This is a genomic window from Pseudoalteromonas sp. SR41-1, assembly GCF_014164015.1.
GTDB classification, from domain to species: Bacteria; Pseudomonadota; Gammaproteobacteria; order Enterobacterales; family Alteromonadaceae; genus Pseudoalteromonas; species Pseudoalteromonas distincta.
The window spans coordinates 13,773-39,821 of sequence record NZ_JACJEK010000029.1 but is presented as its reverse complement, the minus strand read 5'-3'; the positions used below and the strand labels follow the sequence as shown (position 1 = coordinate 39,821).

Genomic DNA, 26,049 nt, shown 5'->3' with positions numbered 1-26,049 from the left:
GCACCTGGAATCTCAATGTTCCAGTGGCCATCGCTGCCAACTAGGGTCTCAATGGTTTGCACAGCGCCTGCGCTGTCGGTGATGGTGAGTGTAACAGTGCCACCAATTTCATTACTGGTGCCCTGAAGCTCTGGTGTTAAGTCGCTGACATCGCCTACGTTTTGAATGGTGAGCGTTGGCGCTTGTGTGTCTAACGTAATTGTATCTGTAACTGTTGTCGTATTTCCTGCTTCGTCAGATACACTCACTTCGATGGTGTTATCACCTTCATTTAAATCTGTTTGTGGAGTTACTTCCCAGTTACCATTTGCATCTACTGTGGTGGTAAGTGTTTGTTCAACCCCGTTATCATCAGTAATAACAACCGTGATGCTGGTACCAACGTCTGCATCACTAGTGCCTGAAATGGTAGGTGTTGAGTCGTTAGTTACAGTATCAAAGTTTACGGTTAAGCTAGGCCCTGATGTATCTATAATGCCTGTAGCAGTATCTGAAGCACTATTTCCAGCAGCATCAGATACTTCAGCTTCTACAGAATAATCGCCCGAGGCCAACTCTTGGGAAAGTTCAACACTCCAATTACCATCTGCATCTGTTGTTGTGCTAAATGTGCGAACAACCCCTTGAGAATCAGTAACCGTTAAATTTATAACTGTGCCTGCAACTACGTCAGTTGTGTTACCAGAAATAACCGGTGTTGTATCATTACTTGTTTCTAGTTCATTTACTTGTATGGTTGGAGGCGTAATATCAATTACAGCATCAAGCTCTGCATTTGCGCTTCCACCACCTATGTCTGTTACTGTCGCACTAATTAAAATGGTGCCTTCAGCCAAATCGGCTGGCGGAGTAACACTCCAGAGTCCGTTTTCATCAACAACCGTAGTTAAAGTAATTATTCCACCCGCTGAGTCAGTGATCTGAACTTCAACTTGAGAGCCAACTTGTGCATTAAAAGTATCACCATTTATTTGAGGTGTTTGATCGTTAGTTTCGCCAATAACATCAATGGTAATAGTCAATGCGCTTGTATCAATTGTGCCTGAAGCACTTGCTGTGCCTTCATTACCAGCGCTATCACTAATACTTGCATCTACAGAGTAGGTCCCTTCAGCTAAAGCCGCAGGTACTTCTACTGTCCAACTTCCGTCTGCAATTACTTGTGCTGAAATTGTTTGTACTGCACCATTAGCATCGGTCACTGTTAAAGTTATGGTTGAACCAGCAGGCTCCCCGCTAACCGTGCCTGAAATGGTCGGTGTTGTATCACTCGTATCGCCTAGTGCATTAATAGTAACTATTGGCGCTGTGGTATCAACTTCTCCCGTTGTTGTGGCTGTGGTTTCATTACCTGCGTTATCGGTAACCGATACTTCAACAGTAAATTCGCCTTCACTTAATTCGTTCGGTACATCAACACTAAAGGTGCCATCGGCTTGTACTTCTGTGGTAATAGTTTGTGGATTACCTGCTTCATCAGTTACGGTAATAGTAACAACTGTGCCCTCTGGCTCACCCGTTGCGGTGCCTGAAATGGTTGGGGTGGTGTCGTTAGTATCACCTAAGGGGTCAATAATAACTGTTGGCGCGGCAGTATCAACTTCGCCTGTTGTTGTTGCGGTAGTTTCATTACCTGCTGTATCGGTAACCGATACTTCAACCGTAAACTCACCCTCACTTAATTCATTTGGTACATCAACACTAAAAGTGCCATCGGCTTGTACTTCAGTGGTGATTATTTGTGGGTTACCTGCTTCATCAGTTACGGTAATAGTAACAACTGTGCCCTCTGGCTCACCCGTTGCGGTGCCTGAAATGGTTGGGGTGGTGTCGTTAGTATCACCTAATGGGTCAATAATAACTGTTGGCTCGGCAGTATCAACTTCGCCTGTTGTTGTTGCGGTAGTTTCATTGCCTGCTGTATCGGTAACCGATACTTCAACAGTAAATTCGCCTTCACTTAATTCATTTGGTACATCAACACTAAATGTGCCGTCGGCTTGTACTTCTGTGGTTATGGTTTGTGGGTTACCTGCTTCATCCGTAACTATAATAGTAACAACCGTGCCTTCTGGTTCGCCCGTTGCGGTGCCTGAAATAGTTGGTGTTGTATCGTTACTATCCGCCAGTGCATCAATCGTAATATTTGGTGCGGTATTATCAATAGTTCCCTGTGCAGAAGCTTCACTTTGGTTACCTGCTTCATCACTAACGATGGCATTAACACTAAAGTCACCTTCAACTAACTCATTAGTATCGGCTGTCCAGCTACCATCAGCTAGCGTTTGTGTTGTAATTGTTTGTGTATTACCACCAGCATCTGTAACGATTAACGTAACAGTTGTTCCGGCTGGTACATTTTGTACAGAACCTGAAATTGTTGGAGTAGTATCGGCGCTATCTGGGATTGTATTAATTGCTATAATTGGAGCTGATAAATCAATTGTTCCACTAACAGTATCGCTTGCTTCATTACCCGCAGCGTCTGTTACTGTTGCTGTAATTGTAAAATCGCCTTCAGCAACCGCTTGAGTTGCACCTACTTGCCAAGTTCCATCTTCTGACACAACCGCCGTCAATGTTTGTGACTCACCATTTGCATCAGTAACTAAAACACTAACAAGGCTACCCGGTGCTACATCACTCGTTGTTCCGCTAAATGTAGGCGTTGTATCGTTTGAATCAGCAAAGTCATTTATTGCAACTAAAGGAGGGGTGGTATCAACTGAGCCTAATTGTGAATCTTGAGCTGCGTTACCCGCATTATCAGATACATTAGCTGTTACTGTAAAATCTCCCTCGCTTAAAGCAGTTGGAATCTCAATACTCCAAGTACCATCAGCACTTATAGTAGTCACTAACTGTTGCTCAGCCCCTAGACTATCGGTAATAATTAAAGTTACTTCACTGCCCGATGCTAATCCTTGGGTAGAGCCTGTAAGAGTAGGTGTTGTATCGTTTGTATCAGCAATATTGTTAATAGTTACACTTGGTGCGGTTAAATCGACCGTACCTGTAACAGTTGCCGTACTGCTATTGCCTGCAGTGTCGCTAACACTCGCTGTTACTGTGAAATCTCCTTCACTGAGATCTGCAATAATATCCGCTGTATATGTACCATCGGCATTTGTAATTGTTGTGAGTGTTTGTTCATTGCCTTCGCTGTCAGTTATTACTAAGGTAACTTCTGTTCCTGCTGGTACATCAATTACGTTGCCACTTACTGATGGGGTTACATCATTCGTATCCTCAATAGGATTAATCGTGATTGCAGGATCTGTTAAATCAATTTCTCCAGTTTCACTTGCAGAAGCTGTATTACCCGCAGCATCTGTTACAGTTGCAACCACACTAAACTGGCCTTCAACTAATTCATTACTTGCCTCAACTGACCAGCTTCCGTCAGCACCAGTAACTACTTGCACGGTTTCTGCTACGCCATCGCTTCCTGTAAATGTAACGGTTACTACCGCACCAGGATCTACGTCTTGGGTAGAGCCGCTAACTGTTGGTGTTGTATCGTTAGTATCAATAATAAAATTAATACTTACAGTTAAATCAACATTACCTACTGCACTTGCTTGCGCCTCATTGCCCGAGTCATCTATAACCGCTGCAACTACAGTAAAGTCGCCCTCAGGCAGAGGGGTTGTTACTTGTGCAGACCACGAACCATCTTCTTGCGTCACTGCTAGTAATGTAAATGTGCTGCCATCGCTTGCAGTAATAGTTAAAGTAATGGTTGTACCAGCAGGCACATTACCGGTGTTACCACTTAAAAATGGAGTGGTATCGTTAGTATTAGCAATTGCATCGATTTGAATTGAGATAGGAGCAAACGTTATTTCACCGTTTGTTTGAGCAGATGCCTCATTACCCGCAGCATCGGTTACTGACGCAGTTGCGGTAAATTCACCACCTGGCAAGATTTCACTAGCATCAACACTCCATGTGCCATCTTCATTTAATAAAGTAGTTAAAGTTTGTACGTTACCGTTAATATCGGTTACTAATACTGTAATAACAGAGCCCGCAGGAGCGTCTTCCACCCTACCTACAAATGTTGGTGTAGTATCGTTAGTATCAGCAATTGCAGTAACGGTAATATCAGGGTTTGTTAAATCAACAACACCTTGGTTATTTGCTTGGGCTTGATTACCTGCAGCATCACTTACACTTGCATCAACCTCAAACTGCCCTTCAGCCAATGGCGTAGTTACGTCGATAGACCAATCCCCATCAGCGTTAGTTTGGGTTAATAATGTTTGAGTTTGACCATCAAAATCGGTAATAACCACACTAATAATAGAGCCTGCAGGTACATCTTGCGCGTTACCTGTAATCGTTGGCGTGGTGTCTTGAGTGTCGTTCATATTATTAATTTGTACCGAAGGCGCCGTTAAATCAATTACTCCTGAATCACTTGCTAATGCTAAGTTTCCTACACTGTCGCTTACTTGTGCATCAACAGTAAAATCACCTTCAGGTAAAGGAGTCCCTACTTCTACACTCCAGCTTCCATCGGCTTGGGTAACTGCAGTTAATGTTTGTATTTGTCCTGCATTATCTGTAACAGTAATTGTTACTTGAGTACCCTCAGGAACACCATTTGTTGTTCCAACAAGTGGTGGTGTTGAGTTATTTGTTTCATCAGTTACATTTACGGTGATTACCGGAGCAGTTAAATCTACATTCGCTAAAGCTTGGTCTATAGCTTGATTTCCAGCTGCATCAATCGCAACAGCGCTTACGTTAAACTCCCCTTCAGATAAAGGTGAGGTGGTAGTAATTACCCAATTTCCTTGAGCATCAACCTGAGTAACTATTGTTTGTACCGTACCTGCACTATCCGTTAACGTGACTGATACATTATCCCCAGTATTCAAACCAGATACTCTCCCTGTCACTGTCACTGTTTGCGAAGCAGAATCGGCAACAGGATCAATAGCAATAAGTGGAGGTGTTGTATCAACCTCAATTGAAATAGTGTCGTTTATAGGATTACCAACAGGATCCGTCGCTTCAACAACAACCGTTACAGGGCCATCAGCAATTGGTGTTGGTAGGGTTATTTCAAAGGTACCATCAGGGCCAATTACAACACTAACTACTTGAGAGTTTCCATCAACATCAGTTACCGTTACATTAACCGTTTCGCCGATTAAGTTTTCGCTCGTACCGGTGATTGTGGGTTGTGATGAGTTAGTAATACCTAGCTCATTAAGTGAAATAGATGCAGTAGTTGAATCAGGCACAATACCGTCAGAGGTATCTCTTAAATTAAAAGCTTCAGTAGCGCCTTGCTCAAAAGATGAATCAAAAGTAACACTACTAGGATCAACACTTTCAGAAATTCGGGTTAGCTGTACAAACGAACTGCCTCCATCTGCACCCGCAGCGTTCCCCCCACCAGCGGCTGTTGCCTCTAAATTATCTAGAATGTCCCCATCACCTTCTAACGCATCTAAAAAATCTGTTACATCAGAATTAGCCGCTGTTGATGGGTCTTGCTCTGCCCCTAAATCTAAGCTTGCAATTGCTTCATCTAAACTTTCATCAAAAACAGTTGTTTCGCTAGAATCTCTGGCTTCTTTCGCTAATAAGTCTGGTGTTATTTTTACCTTTTGATTTGCGGGTATAGATAAGGTTTCACCTTGCACATCAATTTGTAAAGACGATTTAATAGCAGTAACAACTAAATCACCCACGGTGATAATGTCACCAACATTTAATGCTCTTATTGACCCATCATCCAGCACCACACCTGCCGAACCTTGAATATCAATAACTACCAGTTGATTTGCTTCCATTTTGGTACCCTCAAACTTTTTAAAATAACAATCTAATAAGTTAAAGGTAGGACAAAAAAGCCACATAGATACTGTACTCAAGTACAGGTTTAAAAGAAAAATTCAAAAATAAAATATCAACAAAAAAGTGGTAGAAAATTTTTTTTATGCTAACCAAAACGATTACTTGCAAAAATAGTATTCCTTTACTAAATACTTAAGGGAGTATTTACGGTCTTAACAGGATCTAAGAGGAAGAAATGATTACAAAAAACACTTTTAAGAAACATCAAGAGACTATGTTAATCGGACTAACGATTACAGCCGCAACTCTACTAAACTATGTGCATGCAAATGAACAATCAGCAATGCCACTTACCTATGTCTCAAGTAAAGCGATTGAAAACAATCCTGAAGTACAAGAAGCATGGCATGCTTTTAAATCTTCGATTTATGGAGTAGATGCTGCCCGCTCAGGTTATTTACCAAGTGTTGATGTATCGGCAAGCGCGGGCTATGAAAGAAGAAATTACGGTGTTGAAGAAGAATATAACCGTAATACAGCCGAGTTAAGTGTTACTCAAATGCTTTATGACGGTTTTAGGACCTCGAATACGGTTGATCGCTTTAAACGCATTCAACTCATTAGGTACTTTGAGCTTATTTCTCAAACAGAACAAACAGCACTTGAAGCCTCAATAGCCCTGCTCGACGTACAAAAATTCAAAGAGTTAGTACAACTTGCAGAAGCAAATTTACAAGAGCACGAGTCTGTATATCAACAAATAGAACAAAGTGTAGGAGCTGGTGTAGCGCGCGCTGCCGATCTAGAACAAATTAGTGGGCGCTTATCTTTAGCACAATCTAACGTATTAACGGAGTACTCAAATTTACATGATGTAAGCGCTCGCTACTTAAGGGTTGTAGGAGAGCTTCCTATGAACGATATAAAGCAAGCTGACCTTGATGAAAAAAATATACCAATTTCAATTAATCAAGCGCTAGACGTCGCTTACAAAAATAGTCCTTCATTTTACGCCTCTTTGTATAATATTGAAGCACAAAAAGCGAACGCAAAAGCACAAAAAGCAGCGTTTCATCCTAACGTAGATTTATCTGCCCGCTACGGTAGCCAAGATAGAGATGAACTTGGTCAAAATGAAACCAGAACAGAAGCGCGAGTCGGCATCGATATTAGCTATAATTTATATAATGGTGGTCTTGATAATGCTAATTTAGAACAAGCCTATCAGGATATAAACATTGCAAAGTATCAACGCGATCAGTCTTGTATTGATATTCGTCAGAGTCTGCAAATTGCTTATTACAACGTCACTATATTAGAACAAAAGTTACCGGCGCTTGATCAACATCGTGCATCATCAACTAAAGTTAAAATTGCATATAAGGATCAATTCGATATAGGCCAACGAACTCTACTAGACGTACTTGATGCCGAAAACGAATCATTTCAATCAACACGTTCATACATAGTGGCGCTTTATGACCGTCAATCAGCTATTTTAACTATGCTAAAAGAAATGGGGAAATTACTGCCAGCACTTAACGTGATGTCAGATAAATACCCTACATTAAAAGAGCTAACTGACGACCCTATTGTTCATAACGCACAAAATATCTGTCCGAGTTACGATGTAGCAACCACCTTTAGCCGCAAGGCATTTCTTCAAAAAAAAGCTAAGCAAGATAATGCATACATGAGTGTAACGGCTATGCCAAGGTACTTAGATATACCGCTGGAAACCGACACGACAGCAAGCAGCTTTACCGATGATGATGGTGACGGCGTACCAAATGAGCAAGACACTTGCCCAAGCACACCTTTGAGTACAAATGTAGATTTATCTGGTTGCACAATTTATAGCGCATCAACCTCGAATATAGAAATTGGTATTCCTTTTTCTGCTGATTCAAGCGATGTAAGGTCTCAATATATTCAAGAAATTAGTCGGCTTGCAGATTTTTTAAAAGAGAACCCAACTAAACAGGTTGAAATACAAGGTCATGCCTCTTTAGATGGAGACCGTAAATATAACCGTAAACTATCAGAAAAACGTGCGTTTGCCGTAGCTGAAATTCTGATTAAGCAATTCGATGTAGAACCTAAACGTGTTAAATCGTTCGGGTATGGCATCGATCAACCACGTGTAAACGAAATATCAGTAAGAGCAAATGCTGCGAATCGACGTATCGAAGCTGTAATTACTGATATCTAAGACAATTAACGTTATGTAAATAACCTAAACTCGGCATGAAATATTTAAGTCGAGTTTAGGTTTACTAGTAACAATCCTATGCAGTTCTACATAACATTGGATGGTGTATGGAATTAAACGATGTACTTGATCATGGTGGCATCCTCGTTGACTGCCTAGCAGTTTTATGTCGTCATCATGGTAAAGAGTTTTCAAGAGAAGCACTATTAAATGGACTTCCTCTAACTGATGGAAATCTTACTCCATCAGGTTTTTCGCGCGCAGCAAAGCGCATCGGCTTTAAATCAAAAGTAGTTAATAAGCCATTACAAAAAATTAATACAGCACTGCTACCTGCCATCTTAATTTTAAAAGATAACCAAGCCTGTGTTATTAATTCTATTGATTACGATAAACAGTTGGTGAGTGTAATTTACCCAGAACTTACAGAATCAGTTATCGAACAAAGCATTGATGAGTTAGCTGCTAACAGTGTAGGTTTAGTTATTTATGCTCAACCAGAGTTTGCATTTGATGAGCGAACACCTGTACTTGAAAAACTATCAAAAGATGGATGGTTTTGGGGAGTAATTAAAGAATGCCGCTCACTTTATAAAGACGTAATTATTTCGGCTGTTGCTTTGGGCTTTTTGTCGGTTGCTATGCCTTTATTTGTAATGAACGTATATGACCGCGTAGTGCCCAACCACGCAACAGAAACCTTATGGGTACTTGCCATTGGCATTTTAATAGCACTCACTGCTGACTTTGTTTTGCGCTTAGTAAGAGGCTACTTTGTAGAGCTTGCTGCCAGTAGAATAGATGTCAAAGTATCGGCTGTAATAATGGAGCGGGTATTAGGTATGAAACTAAAAAACCGCCCATCGTCCGCAGGCTCCTTTGCTAGCAACATTCAATCATTTGAAGCTGTACGTAACTTTTTTAGCTCCATAACACTTGTCGCATTAGTAGACTTGCCATTCGTAGTTTTGTATTTAATTGTTATTGCCATTATTGGCGTACCTCTAAGTTTACCTATTATCGCGGGCGCACTTATATTATTAGCTTACGCTATAGCCGCACACCGCAAACTTGAGGCTCTTTCAGAACAAACAATGAAAGCAAGCTCAATGCGAAATGCAGTATTAGTCGAAAGCTTAACCAATATTGAAGATGTAAAGAGCTTTCACTCAGAGTGTAAAACACAGTCTGTATGGGAAAAGTCGGCCATTTACATTGCACAAGTAAACGCACATAGCCGACTCGTTTCTAGCTCTATATCAAATACAGCATCATGGATACAGCAATGCGTAGGCGTAATAATAATGATAATAGGCGTACACCTCGTTATTGAAGGTGAGCTAACTCAAGGCGGGTTAATTGCAGCCTACCTATTATCGTCTCGTGCTATGGGCCCAATCGGGCAGTCGGCCGCTGTTTTAGCACAATATCATCATGCCGCAATAGCAATGCAATCACTGAACGAGATTATGGAAAAAGAGGTCGAGCGTCCACCTGGTAAGCATTGGTTAAGCCACCCTATTTTAAAGGGCGATATAGAATTTAAAGATGTATGTTTTAAATACTCTGACGAATCTCATAATGCGCTCAACGGCGTTAGTTTTAAAATTAAAGCCGGTGAAAAAGTCGCCATTTTAGGACGTAATGGCTCAGGTAAAAGTACATTAGAAAAGCTTATTTTAGGACTATACGAACCCTGTTCAGGATCAATTTTGATGGACAATAATGATATACATCAAATTGACCCAGCTGAGCTTCGTCATAATATTGGCTACCTACCACAAACCGTTGCCCTGTTTTATGGAACCTTGAAAGACAACCTCACCATGAGTGCTTGGCATGCCAAAGACGAGCAAATTATTGAAGCCTGTGAGCGAAGCCAATTATTTGATTTAATTAATTCGCACCCAGACGGATTTGATTTACAAGTAGGCGAGCAAGGTCGTCAATTATCAGGTGGCCAGCGCCAAGCTGTAGGTATGGCAAGAGCCATAATTAACGACCCTCCAATACTATTACTAGATGAGCCAACCTCATCGCTAGATCATAATAGTGAAAGTAAAATTATTAACAATTTAAAGGGTTATTCTAAAGATAAAACCTTAATCGTGGTGACTCACCGCTCCTCATTACTTGAGCTTGTTGACCGAATTATAGTTTTAGATAACGGAAAAGTAGTTGCTGATGGACCAAAACAAAAAGTAATTGCAGCGTTAAATAATAAGACAGTGGAGCAAGCCTCATGAGTGACAATAAAAAACCACTTGAACAGCGCTCCTTTGAATCTGTTAGCAGAGCAATAGAAGCAAGAAAACAAGGCAAGCCATCAGTATTTAATAAACTATTTAAAGGATGGATTTCTCCGCCTAACAGCCAAGACTGGGTAGTAGATGCTCAGTGGGAAAAAATGCAACAGGAGCCAGCAAGCGCTAGGTTATTGCTCTATTTAATTTGTTTAACGTTTATATGCCTTATTGTGTGGTCTGGTTTTGCTAATTTAGATGAAGTTGCTCGTGGTGAGGGGCGTGTTATTCCCTCCAATAAATTACAACTTATTCAATCTTATGATGGTGGTATGGTCGAAAAAATAAATGTAAAAGAGGGGCAAATAGTAAATGAGGGTGATGTACTCATTAAAATAGACCCTACCCGCTTTATTTCTAGCTTTAGAGAAAACCAATCCAAAGTTGAGTCGTTAAGCGCAAAAGTAGCGAGACTCAGAGCACTCACTCAAAAAAAGGAGCTCGTATTTAGTGAGTCTGTTATTAAAAATGCGCCTAGAGTTGTGCAACATGAACGTTCTCTTTATTTGAGTAACAGCCAAGAATTAGAGCAACAAGTAAGTATTCACAAACGCCAACTAGAGCAGCGACACCAAGATTACATTGAAGCCAAAGCGGCACTTGAGCAGCATACGAGCGCGCTGCGCTTAACAAACAGAGAGCTCTCTGTTACTCGCCCATTGTTACGCACGGGTGCTATTTCAGATATAGATATTATTCGTTTAGAGCGCCAAATAGTTGATTTAAACGGCGAGATAAACAGAACCAAGGCAGTTATAAATAGGAGTCTTTCGGCCATTAACGAAGCTAAAAATAAGGTAACCGAAGTTGAGCTCGTTATGATTAACCGCTGGAACAATGAACTCTCCGAAGCGCTACTGCGACTAGATTCAATTAAAGAAACTGAATCTGGCTTAGCCGATAAAGTAACTCAAACTGAAATACGCTCTCCTGTTAAAGGCACTGTACAGCGATTATTAGTTAATACTGTTGGCGGTATTTTACAGCCCGGTAGCGATGTTATGGAAATTGTCCCGCTTGACGATCAACTTGTAGTAGAGGCAAAAATTCCGCCTAAAGACATTGCATTTTTACGCCCTGGGCAATCTGCGATGATAAAATTTAGTGCCTACGACTTTGCCGTATATGGAGGCCTTGAGGCAGAGGTTTTACATATTAGCGCCGATACCATTACAGATGACCGTGAGAATACCTTTTATTTGGTGCAACTAAAAACCACCAAAAATAACTTTTCAAAAGAGCTGACTATTATTCCAGGTATGACCACTCAAGTGGATATTATTACCGGTAAAAAAACCGTACTTGAGTATCTTTTAAAACCAGTTCTTAGAGCTACATCGCAAGCAATGACAGAGCGTTAAGCATTTAATAAATGGAGAAATAATGCGCCAAAGTATTTTTATTACACAGCCTGAATTTGAATCGAAGCACTGGCGAGCAGCGTTTCCTGGTTGTTTAATATGCACAAAAGAACCAAACAGAGTAACGGCATCAAGTATTATTTGGGTTTTAGCCGGTACACCGAACTGGCTTGAGCTCGTTAAAAAATATTCGCAACAACGTTTACTCGTTATTGTTATGACCAACGAACTTGAAATAAATCAACTTAGGAGTGCGCTTGAAGCAGGAGCTAGAGGATACGTAGAAGCACTCGCCACCAAAGTAATTATTGAACAAGTACTTGAGACAATTTGTTCTGGCGGAATATGGTTACCAGGACAATTACTATCTAATTTAGTGGGAGCTTTATCAAATACACCATTTAAATATGCGAGGACGTGCGAGCTTGATTTACTCACCAAAAGAGAACGCCAAGTAGTTGATATTGTTGTAACTGGTGCTACTAATAAACAGGCTGCAGAGTCTTTAAATATTACAGAGCGTACGATTAAAGAGCATATGGGTTCTATATTTAATAAGCTAAAAGTACGCGACCGCATCCAATTAATGTTAGTTGTAAAAGGGAATTAACCGCACGGTTAATGCCCTTTTACTCTTTAATAACCCCATCAAAGCCTAAGTTAATAAGTGTATCGAGGTCATCTTGACTGGTAACACCTTGTGCGACCACTTTAATACCAATAGAGTGCGCTAACGTACACACCCCTCGCAGGAATGTTTGGTTATCTTGGCTGTAACTAATATTATGCCCATAAACGCTATCAATCTTAATCATTTCAAGCCCAAACTCCTGAATTTTTTCAATTTTAGTAAATTCAGGACCTACACGTTTTAACGCCACCTTAGCGCCCATACACCTTACATCTTCACAAAAGCCTTTAAATATTTTAATTTCGCTGACGGCAATACTTTCTCGTATATCAAAGCAAATTTTAGAGGCTAAATCAGGAAATGCCGATAGATAGGTAAGAATTGAAGCAAGCGCAGCATCATCAAGTAATGTTTGGGCAGATAACTCAACCGAAATCAGCTCACTTGGTGGCTCAATACTATACTGAGCAACCAACGCCTTAATTAATCCCCAATCTAAACGCGCTAATAACTTTAAGCGATTAGCCCATTGGTAATAATAACTTGCCCGATATATTTGCCCGCCAAGCTCTAGGCTCAGTCCTAATTGATTTTGCATCAACTGCCCCGTAAAACTCGTTACTGGGTATGTGTTAATTTCTAGCGCTTTGTTATCTAGAGCTTCTTCTATTGCATTTTGCCAACTCGTTGCATCATCAAATAACTCGCTTTTTTGTTTATTGTCACTTACTTTTGCTTGAACACCTGGTTTATTATCGGCTGATTTTAAAAGTTCATCGGCTCGTTTTAATACATCAAACCGCGTGTCATTCTTTTGGATGTAAGTGCAACTATGCGGTATAGCTAATTCAATATTTTTATACTCTTCAATAAAAGATTCATGAAGCCTAACTACTTTTTCACTCAATACCTCAATATCATCAGTATCACTAAACAGTACAGTAAAGTCATTATGTGATATTCGGGCTATGTAGTTTTCTGAAAAGTGTGCTTCATTAGATTCTAAAAACTCGATTAAAACTTGCGAAAAACGACGTAAAAAATTAACCATTTCTACACGGCTAATTTGTTCGCTCATTTTATCTAGGTTCACAACTCTAAATAAAAATAAGGCTCCATGAGCATGATCTTTCGACTTTTGTAAGTGAGCCTCAAGCGTTGCACCAAAGTACTCTCTATTTGCTAAACCAGTTAGCTCATCGTGTTGCGATTTAAATCTAAGCTCTTCTAAACGTTTATTATCTTCTTTAATAATACGGCTAAAACGAGTAGATAACTGGTTCATTGATTGCACTAAACGGGCAAACTCAAAAGTGCGAGGAACGCTCGATTTAATAAAACGTTTTTCACCAAATGCATTAGCCTGATACACAACATCATCTAGTGGTTTTAATATCCTACTTAAAAAGTAAGCACTAACTATACAAGCAAAAAAAGCAACAATTAAAAAACTGAAAAATAGTTTAAGCGCACTTTCCCATAAGGCTTGCTCAGCATATTGACTATGGCTTTCTATAAACAAAGTACCAAACTGCTGCCAACCATCATTTACTTGCCCAACCCCTGGCTCTACATTTAATGCATAAATTGATCTAAACCACTGTGGAGCCGTCGCTTTAAGCTCATCGGTAAATGTGCGTTTAACAATCACCTCACCATTCGGGTTTTGTAGCTCTATTCGCTTATAGTGACCGGTATCAAATGTGGCTGAAACTAATAATTCAAGCTCAACGGGGTCTTTGTCTAATTGACTGATCATCAACGCAAGTGAGCTGGCGTTATCTACATTTTTTAAGTACAGCTGGGTCGAAAAATAACTTTTAGCCGAATTAGTACTAATTAAAACACTACTTATAAAGCCCACAAAAATAACAATTAATAATGCAATCCATAGCTCTTGCCTGAGTGTTATTTTTCGTTTTTTAAGATACTTAGATAAGGAAAATGATGCCATTACCACATAACTCCTTCTTGGGTTGTCTGCTCCAAAATTTTACGCCAGCGTGAAAGTCTTGCTGTTGGGCTGGCTACACTTTTGGTTGAATTATTAGCCCATAAACCTTGGCTGTTAAAGCTAAAAACAGGGCTTAAATCCACACGTTTTGCAGCAGGTAAAACCTTTGTTATTAAACTGTCTAAAATAAGTGGCTGAGCGTTTGGTGTAGCAAAATAACCTAACACCATATGCGCTTGTGTTTTGTTAGTGCCCGCAATTTTTGCTTTTACATAAATAAGGCGTAACTTGTCGTCGCTCACACCTAACGCTCTTAAGCTGATATATTTTGCTATTGCGTAATCTTCACAATCACCGAGGCCTCTGCCTAATGTTTCTAAAGGGGTTGCCCAATAATCGTTTTGTTTCCAAAGCAAAATATCTGTTTGGTAGCGTAAATTACGCGCAAAAAAATCGTTAACAATAAGAATTTGTTGTTGCTCTGGCTTGTTTTGAGTTTGCACCAACATGCTTTGCCAGTTGCGTGCAACCGCCGCTCGCGCAGGCCCGTATTTTTGACCCATGAGCTCTATAAAGGTATTAAATTGAATAGTTAGTCGGCTTGCAAGCACACCACTGGAGAGTACAAAAAACAGCAATAGGTAGCGCAAATTGGCTTTGCACCATATAAATAATTGAGGATTTAAATGACTTGGCTTAATCGCCATTTACAGAGCCACTGTTAATATAAGTGGCAATAAAATACATCTGTTGAGCACTACGCAATCTGCTTAAAATTAATCCTAACAACAGCATAGCACTCAATATAGGAGGATGAGATATTTTGAATAACTTTTTTAGTAGTACGTTACTTTTTTAACTTCGCGTGGTTTTACTTCACCTATGTATAAATCGTGCACACGCTTCATATTAAGCTCAAGCTCGGTCACGTAAGTATCATCTACTGCGTAAGTTTTAATTATTTGTGCACCTTTAATAAGCCCCTGCACTTTACTTTCTAAGTAATCGTCTTGAGCAATTGAGCCTTCCACCGTTGTTCCTGCGGTAATTTTTTGCCCATATACTTGCTCAGTAAGCTCGCGGTAAGCTTCAAGCTTAGAAGCCTTAATGGCCATAAGTTGCTTTTGCGACAAGTTAGCGCCTTTTTGTAAGCTAATAGGTGCATACCCTATCGCTTTTAAAACTGGGTAATTATTTGGCTCTACATATTTATATTCAACATGCTTATCAAAAACGCTGCTACAACCACCTAAGGTTAAACACCCAAGTGTAATAAGTAATGAAATCGCTCGCATAGCATCTAGCCCTTGTATAGTAATTAGCAGTACATATGCACGTTTAATGCCATTTATAGTATTACCAAATAACATTGGTACAGTCCTTGCTCTACCTAGTTAATAGCTAACGTTTAATTGGAGTAAAATTATGAAGTCGTTTTTATCATTGGCATTTGCAGGGTTAAGTGCAACGGCATTATTAACGTTCTCCCCTTTTACTAAAGCACAGTGGTATGAATCAACGGGTCACGCGAACGTCCAAAATGGTGATACAAGCGCTGCTAAATCTGCCGCTATAAAAGATGCGATTACACAGGCGTTAGTATTCTCTGGCGCACGGGTTAGCTCTGTGCAAACCTTGGTAGATGGCGTGTTAATGCAAGATCAGCTAAAAATTAGCAGCCACGGCGAAATTCAAAAAATTGAACTGGTCAGCGAAAATAAATACGACAATAAATTTGCCGTTACATTACGGCTCGATATTTTTTCTCAAACAGAGCAATGCCCACAAAATAGTTTTAATAAGTTTGTGGCCGTTACACAAAGCCAACTTGTTCATCGTGAACACGCCAAAATGGGTCAAATATTTGACGTAAGCAAAGCTATTAGCAAAAATATTTTTACTTCCCTGCAAAAATCAAAAATGAGCGCAGTACCTATTGCTTACTATAATAATGCAATAAGCGTTGATAAGTACTTTTCGCAGCAGCACGACTATTCAAATGCCCAATTAGAAGAAATATCTTCGCGCAGTAACGCTCAATATGTTCTGCTTAGCCAAATAACCAGCCTTTCAACTAGCGACAAACTCAATAACGATTATGCATTTTGGCAAGACGAGGCGTATGAGCGCAGTTACAACATTGAATTTGTATTATTTGATGGCACTACCTATGAGCAACTTTGGCAAAATAGTTACCATACTCAAGCAATTTGGCCATTTGAAAAAACAACCATAGTTGACGTTAATAGTGATAGGTTTTGGCAATCGCCTTATGGGCAAAGCATAACCGATATCAACCAAGCAGTAAGTTATGACATTCAAGCAGCCATGGCGTGTTTGCCAACTCAAGGCAAAATAATGCACATGGAAAATAGCAAAATCGTTATTAATTTAGGTAAAGCTCATGGGTTAAAAAAAGGCCAGATGCTAAGCATTGCGCACCATAACTATTTAACCGACGCAGCGGGTAATGTTATGCCACACACCATCACCACGCTTAATAAAATTCGCGTTGAGCAGCTTTATCAGCAAACTGCAGTAGCTGTCAGTATTGATGACAAACCACTACCTGGCGTGCAAATTAACGATGTAGTAGAAATAATCAGCCAAGATCTTTAGTTAATTTAGCTTTTAAATTAGGGTGAGCCGATAACCACTTGCCCAATTGTTCTACACCCGATAAATGCGGATAATGCTTTCTGCATGCAAACACCACATTACGCTGCTGATTAGGGAATATAGGCAAGTAATCAATCCCTACACGGTCGGTACATGCCAGTTTTGGTACAAATGTAATACCGTCATCCATGGCCACTAACGCTAATAATGTTTCTAAACTATTACCTTTATACTGATTAGATATATCGACTCCCGCAGAAAAACAAAACTTTTGGGCTTGATCTTTAAAGCAATGACCATCACTTAACATTAGTAGGCTGCATCCTTGAAGGTCGTTCAACGCCACTTTTTTATGCTTAGAAAGCGCGTTATCTTGTGATACCGCCACTAAAAAATCTTCTTTGTATAAAGCAACCGTATGGTAATTAATAAGCTCTGGCACATCGGCTAAAATAGCAAAGTCGAGTTCGCCATTATTTAAAGCTTCTAAAATTGTTGCTGTTTGCATCTCAATAAACGAAAACTGACTATCAATAAATGCCGCTTTCATTGATGTTAATAACGCAGGCAACAAGTAAGGCGCAATGGTAGGAATAATACCAATAGTTAATTTACCTTGTAGAGGCTCATTAGAAGTAGCAGCAAGTTCTTTGAGTATTTGCGTTTGTTCTAAAATAATCTCTATTTGCGTCAACAAACGTTCACCTTTTGCTGTTAACGTAACTTGTTTAGTTGAGCGGTCAAATAAAGTAACGCCAAGCTCATGTTCGAGTTTTTTTACTTGGCCACTTAATGTAGGCTGACTTACAAAACATGCATTGGCAGCTTTGCGAAAGTGCTTGTATTGCGCTATTGCTTTTACATATTCAAAATCTTTTAAGTTCATATTCAGCTCTACGTGATAGTTTATAACTATCAGTTTAATACAAACAAACGATTGGAACTATATTTAATTATTCACCATAATGGCTATCAACAAATCAAGAGGAACAAAAACTATGTTAAACAATATCGAAGGTCAAACAATCCCAAGTGTTACATTTGCAACTCGTCAAAATAACGAATGGAAATCAGTAACAACAGATGAAATTTTTGAAGGTAAAACGGTTGTAGTGTTTTCACTACCTGGTGCATTCACACCAACATGTTCATCAACCCACTTACCACGTTACAACGAATTAGCAGGCGTACTTAAGCAAAACGGCGTTGACGAAATTGTATGTTTATCAGTAAACGATACCTTTGTAATGAACGCATGGGCTGAGCATCAAGAAGCGCAAAACATTACTTTATTACCAGACGGCAACGGCGAATTTACTGACGGCATGGGCATGTTAGTAGACAAAAACGACCTAGGCTTTGGTAAGCGCAGCTGGAGATACTCTATGCTTGTTAAAGATGGCGTGGTTGACAAAATGTTCATCGAACCAGATTTACCAGGTGACCCGTTTGAAGTATCTGACGCAGACACAATGCTTGATTACATCAACCCTAAGCAAGCTAAACCAGAACCTGTAAGCATCTTTACTAAACCTGGCTGTCCTTTTTGTAAAAAAGCAAAAGAGCTTCTTGCAGAAAAAGGCTTCGCATATGAAGAGATTGTTATGGGTGCAGGCGCATCACTAACAAGTCTAAAAGCTGTATCTGGTCGTGACACTGTTCCACAAATATTCATTGGTGGTAAGCACATCGGTGGTTCAGACGACTTAGAAAAATACTTTGCTTAATTAAGTAAAAAATAGCAGGGGCGTACGCGCCCCTCTATATCAATCTCATCGCCTAGATTGAAAATAATAAAGGATACCACTATGAAAGAATTGCAAACCGATGTTGTTGTTATAGGCGCTGGCACTGCTGGTTTAAGTGCTTATCGTAATGCTAAACAGTTCACACAGAATGTATTAATGATCGAATCAGGCCCATACGGCACCACATGTGCACGTGTTGGTTGTATGCCAAGCAAGTTATTGATTGCAGCCGCCGAAGCCGCACACGCAATTGAAATGGCACCTGCATTTGGTGTTCATAGCTCAAAGCCTGTCATTGATGGCAAAGCAGTTATGGCACGCGTTAAAAGTGAACGAGATCGTTTTGCAGGATTCGTAGTAGAAGCCGTAGATGAATTACCAGATGGTGATAAAATTCGTGGTTACGCTAAATTTTTAGACGCAAACCGCGTACAAATAGACGACCATACAATTATTACAGCAAAACGCTTTGTAATTGCCACCGGTTCACGCCCTTCATACCCTGGCGTATTTAATAACTTTGGTGACAAACTTATTATAAACGACGACGTATTTGATTGGGATGACCTACCAGAATCAGTCGCTGTATTTGGCCCTGGTGTAATAGGTCTTGAAATTGGCCAAGCACTTAGCCGACTAGGCGTAAATGTAAAACTATTTGGTGTAGGCGGCGCAATTGGCCCACTTACAGATCCAGTAGTAAAAGACTACGCAAATACTGTTTTTGCTGAAGAATTTTTTGTAGATACCGACTCAAACGTATCTGACATGATGCAAGTTGGCGACAAAGCACAGCTAACTTACACCGACAAACAAGGTGAAAAACACACTGAACAGTTTGACTACGTACTTGCAGCCACAGGCCGAGTACCTAACGTAGATAAACTAGGCCTTGAAAACACCGGCATTGAACTTGATGAACGTGGCGTACCGCACGCAGACACGCACACAATGCAGTGTGGTGAGTCGAACATATTTATAGCAGGCGATGCAAGTAACATGCTACCACTGCTACACGAAGCATCTGACCAAGGTGCTATTGCAGGTCAAAATGCAGGGCGCTTCCCAGATGTACGTATAGGTCTGCGCAGAGCAAAAATTGCAGCTGTATTTAGCGACCCACAAATAGCCATGGTCGGCGAAAGCTACAAGCAAATTACTGACCGATTAGGCCCATGCGGTTGTTTTGAAGTAGGCGAAGTAAGCTTTGAAAACCAAGGCCGTAGCCGAGTAATGCTTAAAAACAAAGGTCATATGCGTGTATATGCAGAGCAAGGTACAGGCTTATTTTTAGGTGCAGAATTTATTGGCCCACAAGCCGAACACATCGCTCACTTATTAGCTTGGGCTGTACAAAACAAAATGACCGTACCAGAAATGCTTGATATGCCATTTTACCACCCAGTAATTGAAGAAGGGTTACGCACCGCTCTTCGCGACTTAAACGCCAAACTTAAATTTGGCCCAGACATTGTAAATTCATGTATGGAATGTGGCCCAGGCGCATAACCTATTTACCACACATACAAACTTGCTAAGTAAAAGCCAAAACTAACGTTTTGGCTTTTTTTTATAATTTTTTTAAGCTTACCTCTCAAAAAAAAATTTAGTTGTTACACTTAATTGTTAATCGAATCAAAAAAGATAAAAACATCACCTAGTTCTAGCGCAATTTTCTTAACGTTAGATAGACTCTCTATATAAGCAGATTTGTATTATTTAATAAAGTTATCTCTGAGTAACGACACTACTTCGTTAGTACGACCATTTAGTACTGCTTTAAGGCCAAATAAAGCCGTAGAGGCTACCTGCCCTGCTTCTATTTTAGGCGGCATGACTAACTCCATTCTATTTACTTTTACTTCTAATAAAGCCGGTCCTTTTGCATCTAGCCATGCGCGCATCTTTGAAGGCAGTTCATCAGGGTCTGATACTTGCCAACTGTGCAAGCCAATTTGCTGTGCTAATAGAGCAAAATTAGGGTTCGAGAGACCTGTGTAACTATCAAGTAAGCCTTCTACCCTTTGCTCCATTTCTACAAAGCCGAGTGAGTCATTGTTAAAAATTAAAATTTTAACTGCTATTTTCTCTTGCACTAAGGTAAGTAAATCTCCCAATAACATGGTGATCCCGCCATCGCCACACATTGCTATTACTTGCCTATCAGGATATGCATTTGCAATTCCTAATGCCTGAGGATACGCATTTGCCATAGTACCATGCAATAAACTGGCTAAAAAACGGCGCTCTCCTGTAGCCTTTAAATGCCTTAATAACCAAACCATTGGACTTCCTCCATCGGCGGTAAAAATAGCATTATCAGTGGCCTGTTCACTGAGTAGCTGCGCCAGGTACTGCGGGTGAATAAGGTCAGAGTCGTGTTTTGCCTTTTTATTGTAGCCCTGAGTGTCTTTTTTCCACTGCTCAAGCGATTCATTCAAATGTCTATTATCTGATTTTTGTTCAAGTAGTGGGGTTAACGCAGCTAAAGTATCTTTAACATCGCCCACTAAACCAAGTTCGATAGGCGAACGGCGCCCTAAATGGTTAGCCTCTTTATTGATTTGCACAATACGGGCTTTTTCAGGATAAAATTGGGTGTAGGCAAAGTCAGAACCTAAGCAAATTAACAAATCGCAATCGCTCATTGCTTGCACTCCTGCAAGATTTCCTAAAATCCCTGTCATACCAATGTTAAAAGGGTTATTAGGCTCTACAAATTCTTTTGCTCGCGAACTATGAGCTATCGGAGCGTTTAACTTTTTTGCCAAAGTAATAAGTTGATCATGCGCCTTTCGGGCGCCAATACCTGCGTAAATGGTAATGCGCTTTGCATCGAGAATCATACCAGCAAGCTTTTTGAGTTCGTCGTCACTTGGACGAATAACCGGTTGAGGCTGGTGAACCGACCAAGGCAAATCATCATCTATTTTCTCCTTAAATACATCGCCATTAACTACAACCACCGCCACCCCCTTGTGTGCCAATGCCGCTTGAGCTGCCTGGGTTACGATACGCCGAGCTTGATCTGGGTGGCTAATACGCTTACAAAATACAGAGCACTGCTCGTAAATTTTGGTTTGGTCCAACTCTTGTGGAAAATCCATTCCTTCCTCCGCCCTATCAATGTTGGAGGCTATTAAAACAACAGGGGCACCATTACGGTGGCTTTCAAAAATACCATTTACAAAATGTAAGCTGCCAGGTCCACATGTTCCAGCACAAACAGCAAGCTGCTCTGTCATATAAGCTTCTGCACCGGCGGCAAAGCCACCTACTTCTTCATGACGTACATTGACCCACTTTAAATCGGTGTGCCTAATCGCATCAGTAAAATGATTTATTGTGTCGCCAACAATACCATAACAACGTTTTGCTCCCGCTTGTACGAGAGTGTCTGCTATAACGTGTGAAACTGTTGTACTCATTAGTAATGTCCTCTTTTATGTGCTAATAACGTTGTTCCCATTGCATCGGTTAAATTTTTAATTGGCTTAAATGTATCTTTAGAAGCAGCTTCCCACCAATCGCAATACGCTGTATCGCCAGGGGTATCAAGCAAACTGTTAGGAGGTAAAAATGGATGGACTTCCATAATTGACTTAGATTGTGCTGCATCTATGCGCGTTATAATTTGATGGGGATCTAACTCACTAGGATGAACGCCACCGCAGGAGCCCACAATTTCACCTAATGCAGCTAACGTTTTAGAATGAAACAGCGCTGCTCTTTGTGATTGTATTTCTATATCTAACGAGCGTTGGCGCTGTGGATCTTGGGTGGTGATCCCCGTAGGGCACGTCCCTTTGTCACAACGCTTAGCTTGCACACAACCAATGGAAAACATAAACGCACGCGCGGCATTACACCAATCAGCGCCTAAAGCAATATGCTTAGCCATGCCCATACCATTATAAATTTTACCACTGGCACCGAGCTTTATATGCTTCCTTAACCCCGTACCCACTAACATATTTTGCATCATTACTAAACCATCCTCTAAAGGCATACCAACCCAATCCGACAATTCATTAGGTGCAGCGCCCGTACCGCCTTCTGCGCCATCGACCACAATAAAATCAGGGTAAATTTCAGTGCTAAGCATAGCTTTACCCAACGCCATAACCTCGTGGGGCATACCAACGCACAGCTTTAACCCTACTGGCTTACCGCCAGAAAGCTCACGCATATGTTGTGCAAATTCAAGTAATTCAACGGGTGTTGAAAAAGCAGAGTGCCCAGCGGGCGACAAACAATCTTCATGAGCGGGAACTTTACGGGTGCGGGCTATTTCTTCAGTTACCTTAGAGCCTGGTAACAAGCCACCATGGCCTGGTTTAGCACCTTGACTGAGTTTTATTTCAGTCATTTTTACTTGTTCACTTTGTGCAGTATCAGCAAACTGCTTTGGATCAAAATTGCCGTGCTCGTCGCGACAACCAAAGTAGCCAGTGCCTAACTCCCATACAATGTCGCCACCATGCTTTTTATGATACTCACTAAGCCCTCCTTCCCCGGTATCATGATAAAAGTCACCTATTTTAGCGCCTTTATTTAATGCCTCAACTGCTCTACCCGATAATGCGCCGAAGCTCATTGCCGATATATTTAATAAGGATGCTTCATAAGGTTGGCTAGATTGCTCATTACCAATAGTTACCCTTGGCTTAGTATCTGGCTGAGATTTAGGTGCCATAGAGTGGCAAACCCACGTATAACCATCTTCTTTTACGTTGCGTTCTGTACCTAAAGGTCGCGTATCACTTTTACCTTGCGAGCGAGCATAAATAAGATTACGCGCTTCAAAACTGTAAGGTGTACCTTCTAAATCATCCTCCACAATGTATTGGCGTAAAAATGGTCGTAAGTCGTAAAATATGTGCCTTATCCATGCTATTACCGGATAATTTCTAAGCAACGTGCTACTAGTTTGCAACCTGTCTTTAATGCCTAGTGCCACAAAAAAACCAGCAATAATGATGACGAATATTGAGAGGTAATTATAAGGATTTAAAAACAGAACTAGCACTAACACAATCAATGCACTGATCGGTAAAAAAGCGCGCATTAATAAATGAAAAAAAGAAGCCATTTGTTTCATTATCGTATTTCCCTTTCTTTTGAGTGAGCAAAAGCAAGGTGAAAGCATATACTAACCCAAGCTCGAGCAATTAATAATCTACTCTAGGGACACACTATAATAAGCAAACTGAACAAAAACTGATGAAAGAGACTAAAAAAGGAACAAACAAAAATGGGCTACGCTCAATCAACTAATAGCAATTGCATTAAATAAGTGATCTATTATAGCGCTAAGAAAATAGCACAATAACAAGGCAAAATTGTGATGTATAAAGTCAAAATTTGATGATCATATACAAAGCTCCTAGAGTTTTTCGATATAGTTGTGTTGACCAAGACATAAACGTTATCAGAGGAGCTTAGTATAAAACTATATGGTGGGGTGGAGTTGACTTGCATTCAAATAATAGTGTAATTCCTATCATTAATGAACAGGGTGAAACGCTTAACTGCAATCGTTTAAATAATGACATCTCTGTCATTTTATCTTTTTAGCCCCTTATAAATACAAGCTAGCAGGACTTGTTGTTGAATCAACATTTAATTTGTATTGGTAAGTTGATGCATTAATAGCTGCAAAGTTTAAACTTCACTTAGCGAATCCAGCTGCAACCCAGCAATACTCTGGTTAAAAATATACCAACGAGCATAGTGATGCACGCCGGTTAGCTGAAATGCTAAGTCTAGATATACTCTCTGGAGGCTATATTTATCCCCGAGAACTCAGGGCTGTTCGAGATTTAATGCACAAACAAATGGACATTGTTCAACAGTCCACTAAAAACTTATTATCGGTGTAAAGTTGTTATATGCGTCATCTTGGTTATAAGCTCGGTAGCAACAAAATGACCGTACCAGAAATGCTTGATATGCCATTTTACCACCCAGTAATTGAAGAAGGGTTACGTACCGCCCTTCGCGACTTAAACGCCAAACTTAAATTTGGCCCAGACATTGTAAATTCATGTATGGAATGTGGTCCAGGCGCATAACCTATTTGCCACACATACAAACTTGCTAAGCAAAAGCCAAAACTAACGTTTTGGCTTTTTTTATAATTTTTTTAAGCTAACCTCTCAAAAAAAAATTTAGCTGTTACACTTAATTGATAATTCAATTAAAAAGATGGAATAGCTATGCCCAATAATAAATTTAGACTAGTCACTCGCAGCGATTTTGATGGCTTAGTTTGTGCCGTATTGCTCAAAGACTTAGACCTAATTGACGATATTTTATTTGTTCATCCAAAAGACATGCAAGATGGCAAAATAGACATTACCGAAAACGACATTACGACCAACCTCCCCTACGTTGCAGGCTGTCATATAGCATTCGATCATCACCTTAGCGAAACCGTTCGCAACTCAAGCGACATAAAAAACCATATTATTGACCCAAAAGCCCCATCAGCAGCTCGCGTAGTTTATGACTATTATGGCGGCGCTGAAAAACTTCCAAATATTTCTGTTGAAATGATGGACGCGGTAGACAAAGGCGATGCTGCTCAGTTTTCAAAAGACGAAATATTAAACCCAACCGATTGGGTATTAATGAACTTTATTATGGATGCGCGAACTGGACTTGGCCGTTTTCGCGAGTTTAAAATTTCAAATTACCAATTAATGATGAAACTGATTGATGCGTGTAAAGATCAGAGCATCGAAGAAATCCTACAAATGGAAGACGTAGCCGAACGTGTTGCTTTATATAACGAGCATAACGAAAAAGCCAAAGAGCAAATTTCTCAATGCGCTACCGTCCATAAAAACTTAGTGGTCCTTGATTTAACTCAAGAAGAAACAATTTACGCCACAAACCGATTTGTTATTTATGCCATGTACCCCGACTGCAATATCTCGATTCATAAAATGTGGGGCCTTAAAAAGCAAAATGTAGTGTATGCCATAGGTAAATCAATAACTAACCGCAGTTCAAACACCAATGTTGGCGAACTGTGCCTTAAATACGGCGGCGGCGGCCATTTAAATGCAGGTACTTGCCAAGTAGAAACAAGTAAAGCTGAAGCCGTGCTTAGTGAGTTAATCGATAAAATTACTAGTGATGGTTAAGACCTAGCTAACAAAATTATAAAGTGAGTGGATTTATATTTACTCGCTTTTTTATTTATAAGAACTTAACCAGAAAGTTGATTCTTTGCTAACGCCTCACGGATTAGTTATTAACGCCTTAAGTTTCCAAGAACAGCATTGAACTGTATTAGTTCAGACAAGATTACGATCATTTTGTATTTTTCACTTAACTTTACAAAGTAGACCTTCCCTAAGCACTCTCCTTCCCAATACTCGCTTATAAACAACATCGGAT

15 protein-coding genes and 1 pseudogene are annotated in these 26,049 nt (G+C 40.2%); 9 read left to right on the top strand and 7 right to left on the bottom strand.

Annotated elements, in window-relative coordinates; translation table 11 throughout:
- Positions 1-5,810, bottom strand: a 5,810-nt coding sequence (locus H5118_RS19205) for a retention module-containing protein (RefSeq protein ID WP_182749754.1), incomplete at its 3' end; no start/stop codon positions are given.
- A gap of 239 nt (positions 5,811-6,049) precedes the next feature.
- Here H5118_RS19205 and H5118_RS19200 point away from each other — a divergent pair.
- The 4 genes from H5118_RS19200 (at position 6,050) to H5118_RS19185 (ending at position 12,300) form a co-directional block, all read left to right on the top strand.
- Entirely contained in the window at positions 6,050-8,026 is a 1,977-nt protein-coding gene (locus tag H5118_RS19200; RefSeq protein ID WP_182749752.1) for a TolC family outer membrane protein, read from the top strand.
- 107 nt (positions 8,027-8,133) lie between these two features.
- A complete protein-coding gene (locus H5118_RS19195) occupies positions 8,134-10,272 on the top strand; it encodes a type I secretion system permease/ATPase (RefSeq protein ID WP_182749750.1) in 2,139 nt (712 codons plus the stop codon).
- Positions 10,269-11,690: an HlyD family type I secretion periplasmic adaptor subunit gene (locus H5118_RS19190; RefSeq protein WP_138488692.1), complete on the top strand. Its 1,422-nt coding sequence runs from the start codon at positions 10,269-10,271 to the stop codon at positions 11,688-11,690. The genes H5118_RS19195 and H5118_RS19190 overlap by 4 nt, the downstream gene beginning before the upstream one ends.
- A gap of 22 nt (positions 11,691-11,712) precedes the next feature.
- Positions 11,713-12,300 (top strand): response regulator transcription factor, encoded by a 588-nt coding sequence (locus H5118_RS19185; RefSeq protein WP_182749748.1) that lies wholly within the window; start codon positions 11,713-11,715, stop codon positions 12,298-12,300.
- Between the two features lie 19 nt (positions 12,301-12,319).
- On the opposite strand, the gene H5118_RS19180 is transcribed toward H5118_RS19185, so the two are convergent.
- The 3 genes from H5118_RS19180 to H5118_RS19170 all read right to left on the bottom strand — a co-directional run bounded on the left by H5118_RS19180 (position 12,320) and on the right by H5118_RS19170 (position 15,570).
- Complete coding sequence (locus H5118_RS19180; RefSeq protein WP_182749746.1) at positions 12,320-14,275, bottom strand: LapD/MoxY N-terminal periplasmic domain-containing protein; 1,956 nt, start codon at positions 14,273-14,275, stop codon at positions 12,320-12,322.
- The gene (locus H5118_RS19175; RefSeq protein WP_182692702.1) at positions 14,275-14,982 is read right to left on the bottom strand and encodes a transglutaminase-like cysteine peptidase; all 708 of its coding nucleotides are present in this window, start codon (positions 14,980-14,982) and stop codon (positions 14,275-14,277) included. The genes H5118_RS19180 and H5118_RS19175 overlap by 1 nt, the downstream gene beginning before the upstream one ends.
- 129 nt (positions 14,983-15,111) lie before the next feature.
- Positions 15,112-15,570, bottom strand: coding sequence for an LPP20 family lipoprotein (locus H5118_RS19170; protein ID WP_024593173.1), 459 nt, complete (start codon positions 15,568-15,570; stop codon positions 15,112-15,114).
- 130 nt (positions 15,571-15,700) lie between these two features.
- Between H5118_RS19170 and H5118_RS19165 the strand changes: the two genes are divergently transcribed.
- Positions 15,701-16,894 (top strand): flagellar assembly protein FlgT, encoded by a 1,194-nt coding sequence (locus H5118_RS19165; protein WP_182692704.1) that lies wholly within the window; start codon positions 15,701-15,703, stop codon positions 16,892-16,894.
- Here H5118_RS19165 and H5118_RS19160 read toward each other — a convergent pair.
- On the bottom strand, positions 16,878-17,780 hold the full coding sequence (locus H5118_RS19160; RefSeq protein WP_024595781.1) for a LysR substrate-binding domain-containing protein: 903 nt from the start codon (positions 17,778-17,780) through the stop codon (positions 16,878-16,880). The two genes, H5118_RS19165 and H5118_RS19160, sit on opposite strands and share 17 nt — an antisense overlap.
- Before the next feature lie 112 nt (positions 17,781-17,892).
- Here H5118_RS19160 and H5118_RS19155 point away from each other — a divergent pair, with 112 nt between their 5' ends.
- Both H5118_RS19155 and H5118_RS19150 read left to right on the top strand, forming a co-directional pair.
- Positions 17,893-18,621, top strand: coding sequence for a glutathione peroxidase (locus H5118_RS19155; protein WP_182749744.1), 729 nt, complete (start codon positions 17,893-17,895; stop codon positions 18,619-18,621).
- A gap of 81 nt (positions 18,622-18,702) precedes the next feature.
- Complete coding sequence (locus H5118_RS19150) at positions 18,703-20,151, top strand: dihydrolipoyl dehydrogenase (protein WP_182672506.1); 1,449 nt, start codon at positions 18,703-18,705, stop codon at positions 20,149-20,151.
- Between the two features lie 206 nt (positions 20,152-20,357).
- Here H5118_RS19150 and H5118_RS19145 read toward each other — a convergent pair whose 3' ends face one another.
- Together H5118_RS19145 and H5118_RS19140 are read right to left on the bottom strand one after the other, a co-directional pair.
- Complete coding sequence (locus H5118_RS19145) at positions 20,358-22,070, bottom strand: thiamine pyrophosphate-dependent enzyme (RefSeq protein ID WP_182749743.1); 1,713 nt, start codon at positions 22,068-22,070, stop codon at positions 20,358-20,360.
- Positions 22,070-23,743 carry an FMN-binding glutamate synthase family protein gene (locus H5118_RS19140; RefSeq protein ID WP_220490830.1) on the bottom strand — a complete coding sequence of 558 codons (1,674 nt, stop codon included), beginning with the start codon at positions 23,741-23,743 and terminating at the stop codon, positions 22,070-22,072. Before H5118_RS19140 ends, H5118_RS19145 begins: the two co-directional genes overlap by 1 nt.
- Positions 23,744-24,560: 817 nt before the next feature.
- On the opposite strand from H5118_RS19140, the pseudogene H5118_RS19135 reads away from it, so the two are divergent.
- A pseudogene (locus H5118_RS19135) lies at positions 24,561-24,716 on the top strand (dihydrolipoyl dehydrogenase); the annotation flags it as partial.
- Between the two features lie 144 nt (positions 24,717-24,860).
- A complete protein-coding gene (locus H5118_RS19130) occupies positions 24,861-25,793 on the top strand; it encodes a hypothetical protein (RefSeq protein ID WP_002961341.1) in 933 nt (310 codons plus the stop codon).
- The last annotated feature ends 256 nt before the right edge of the window (positions 25,794-26,049 follow it).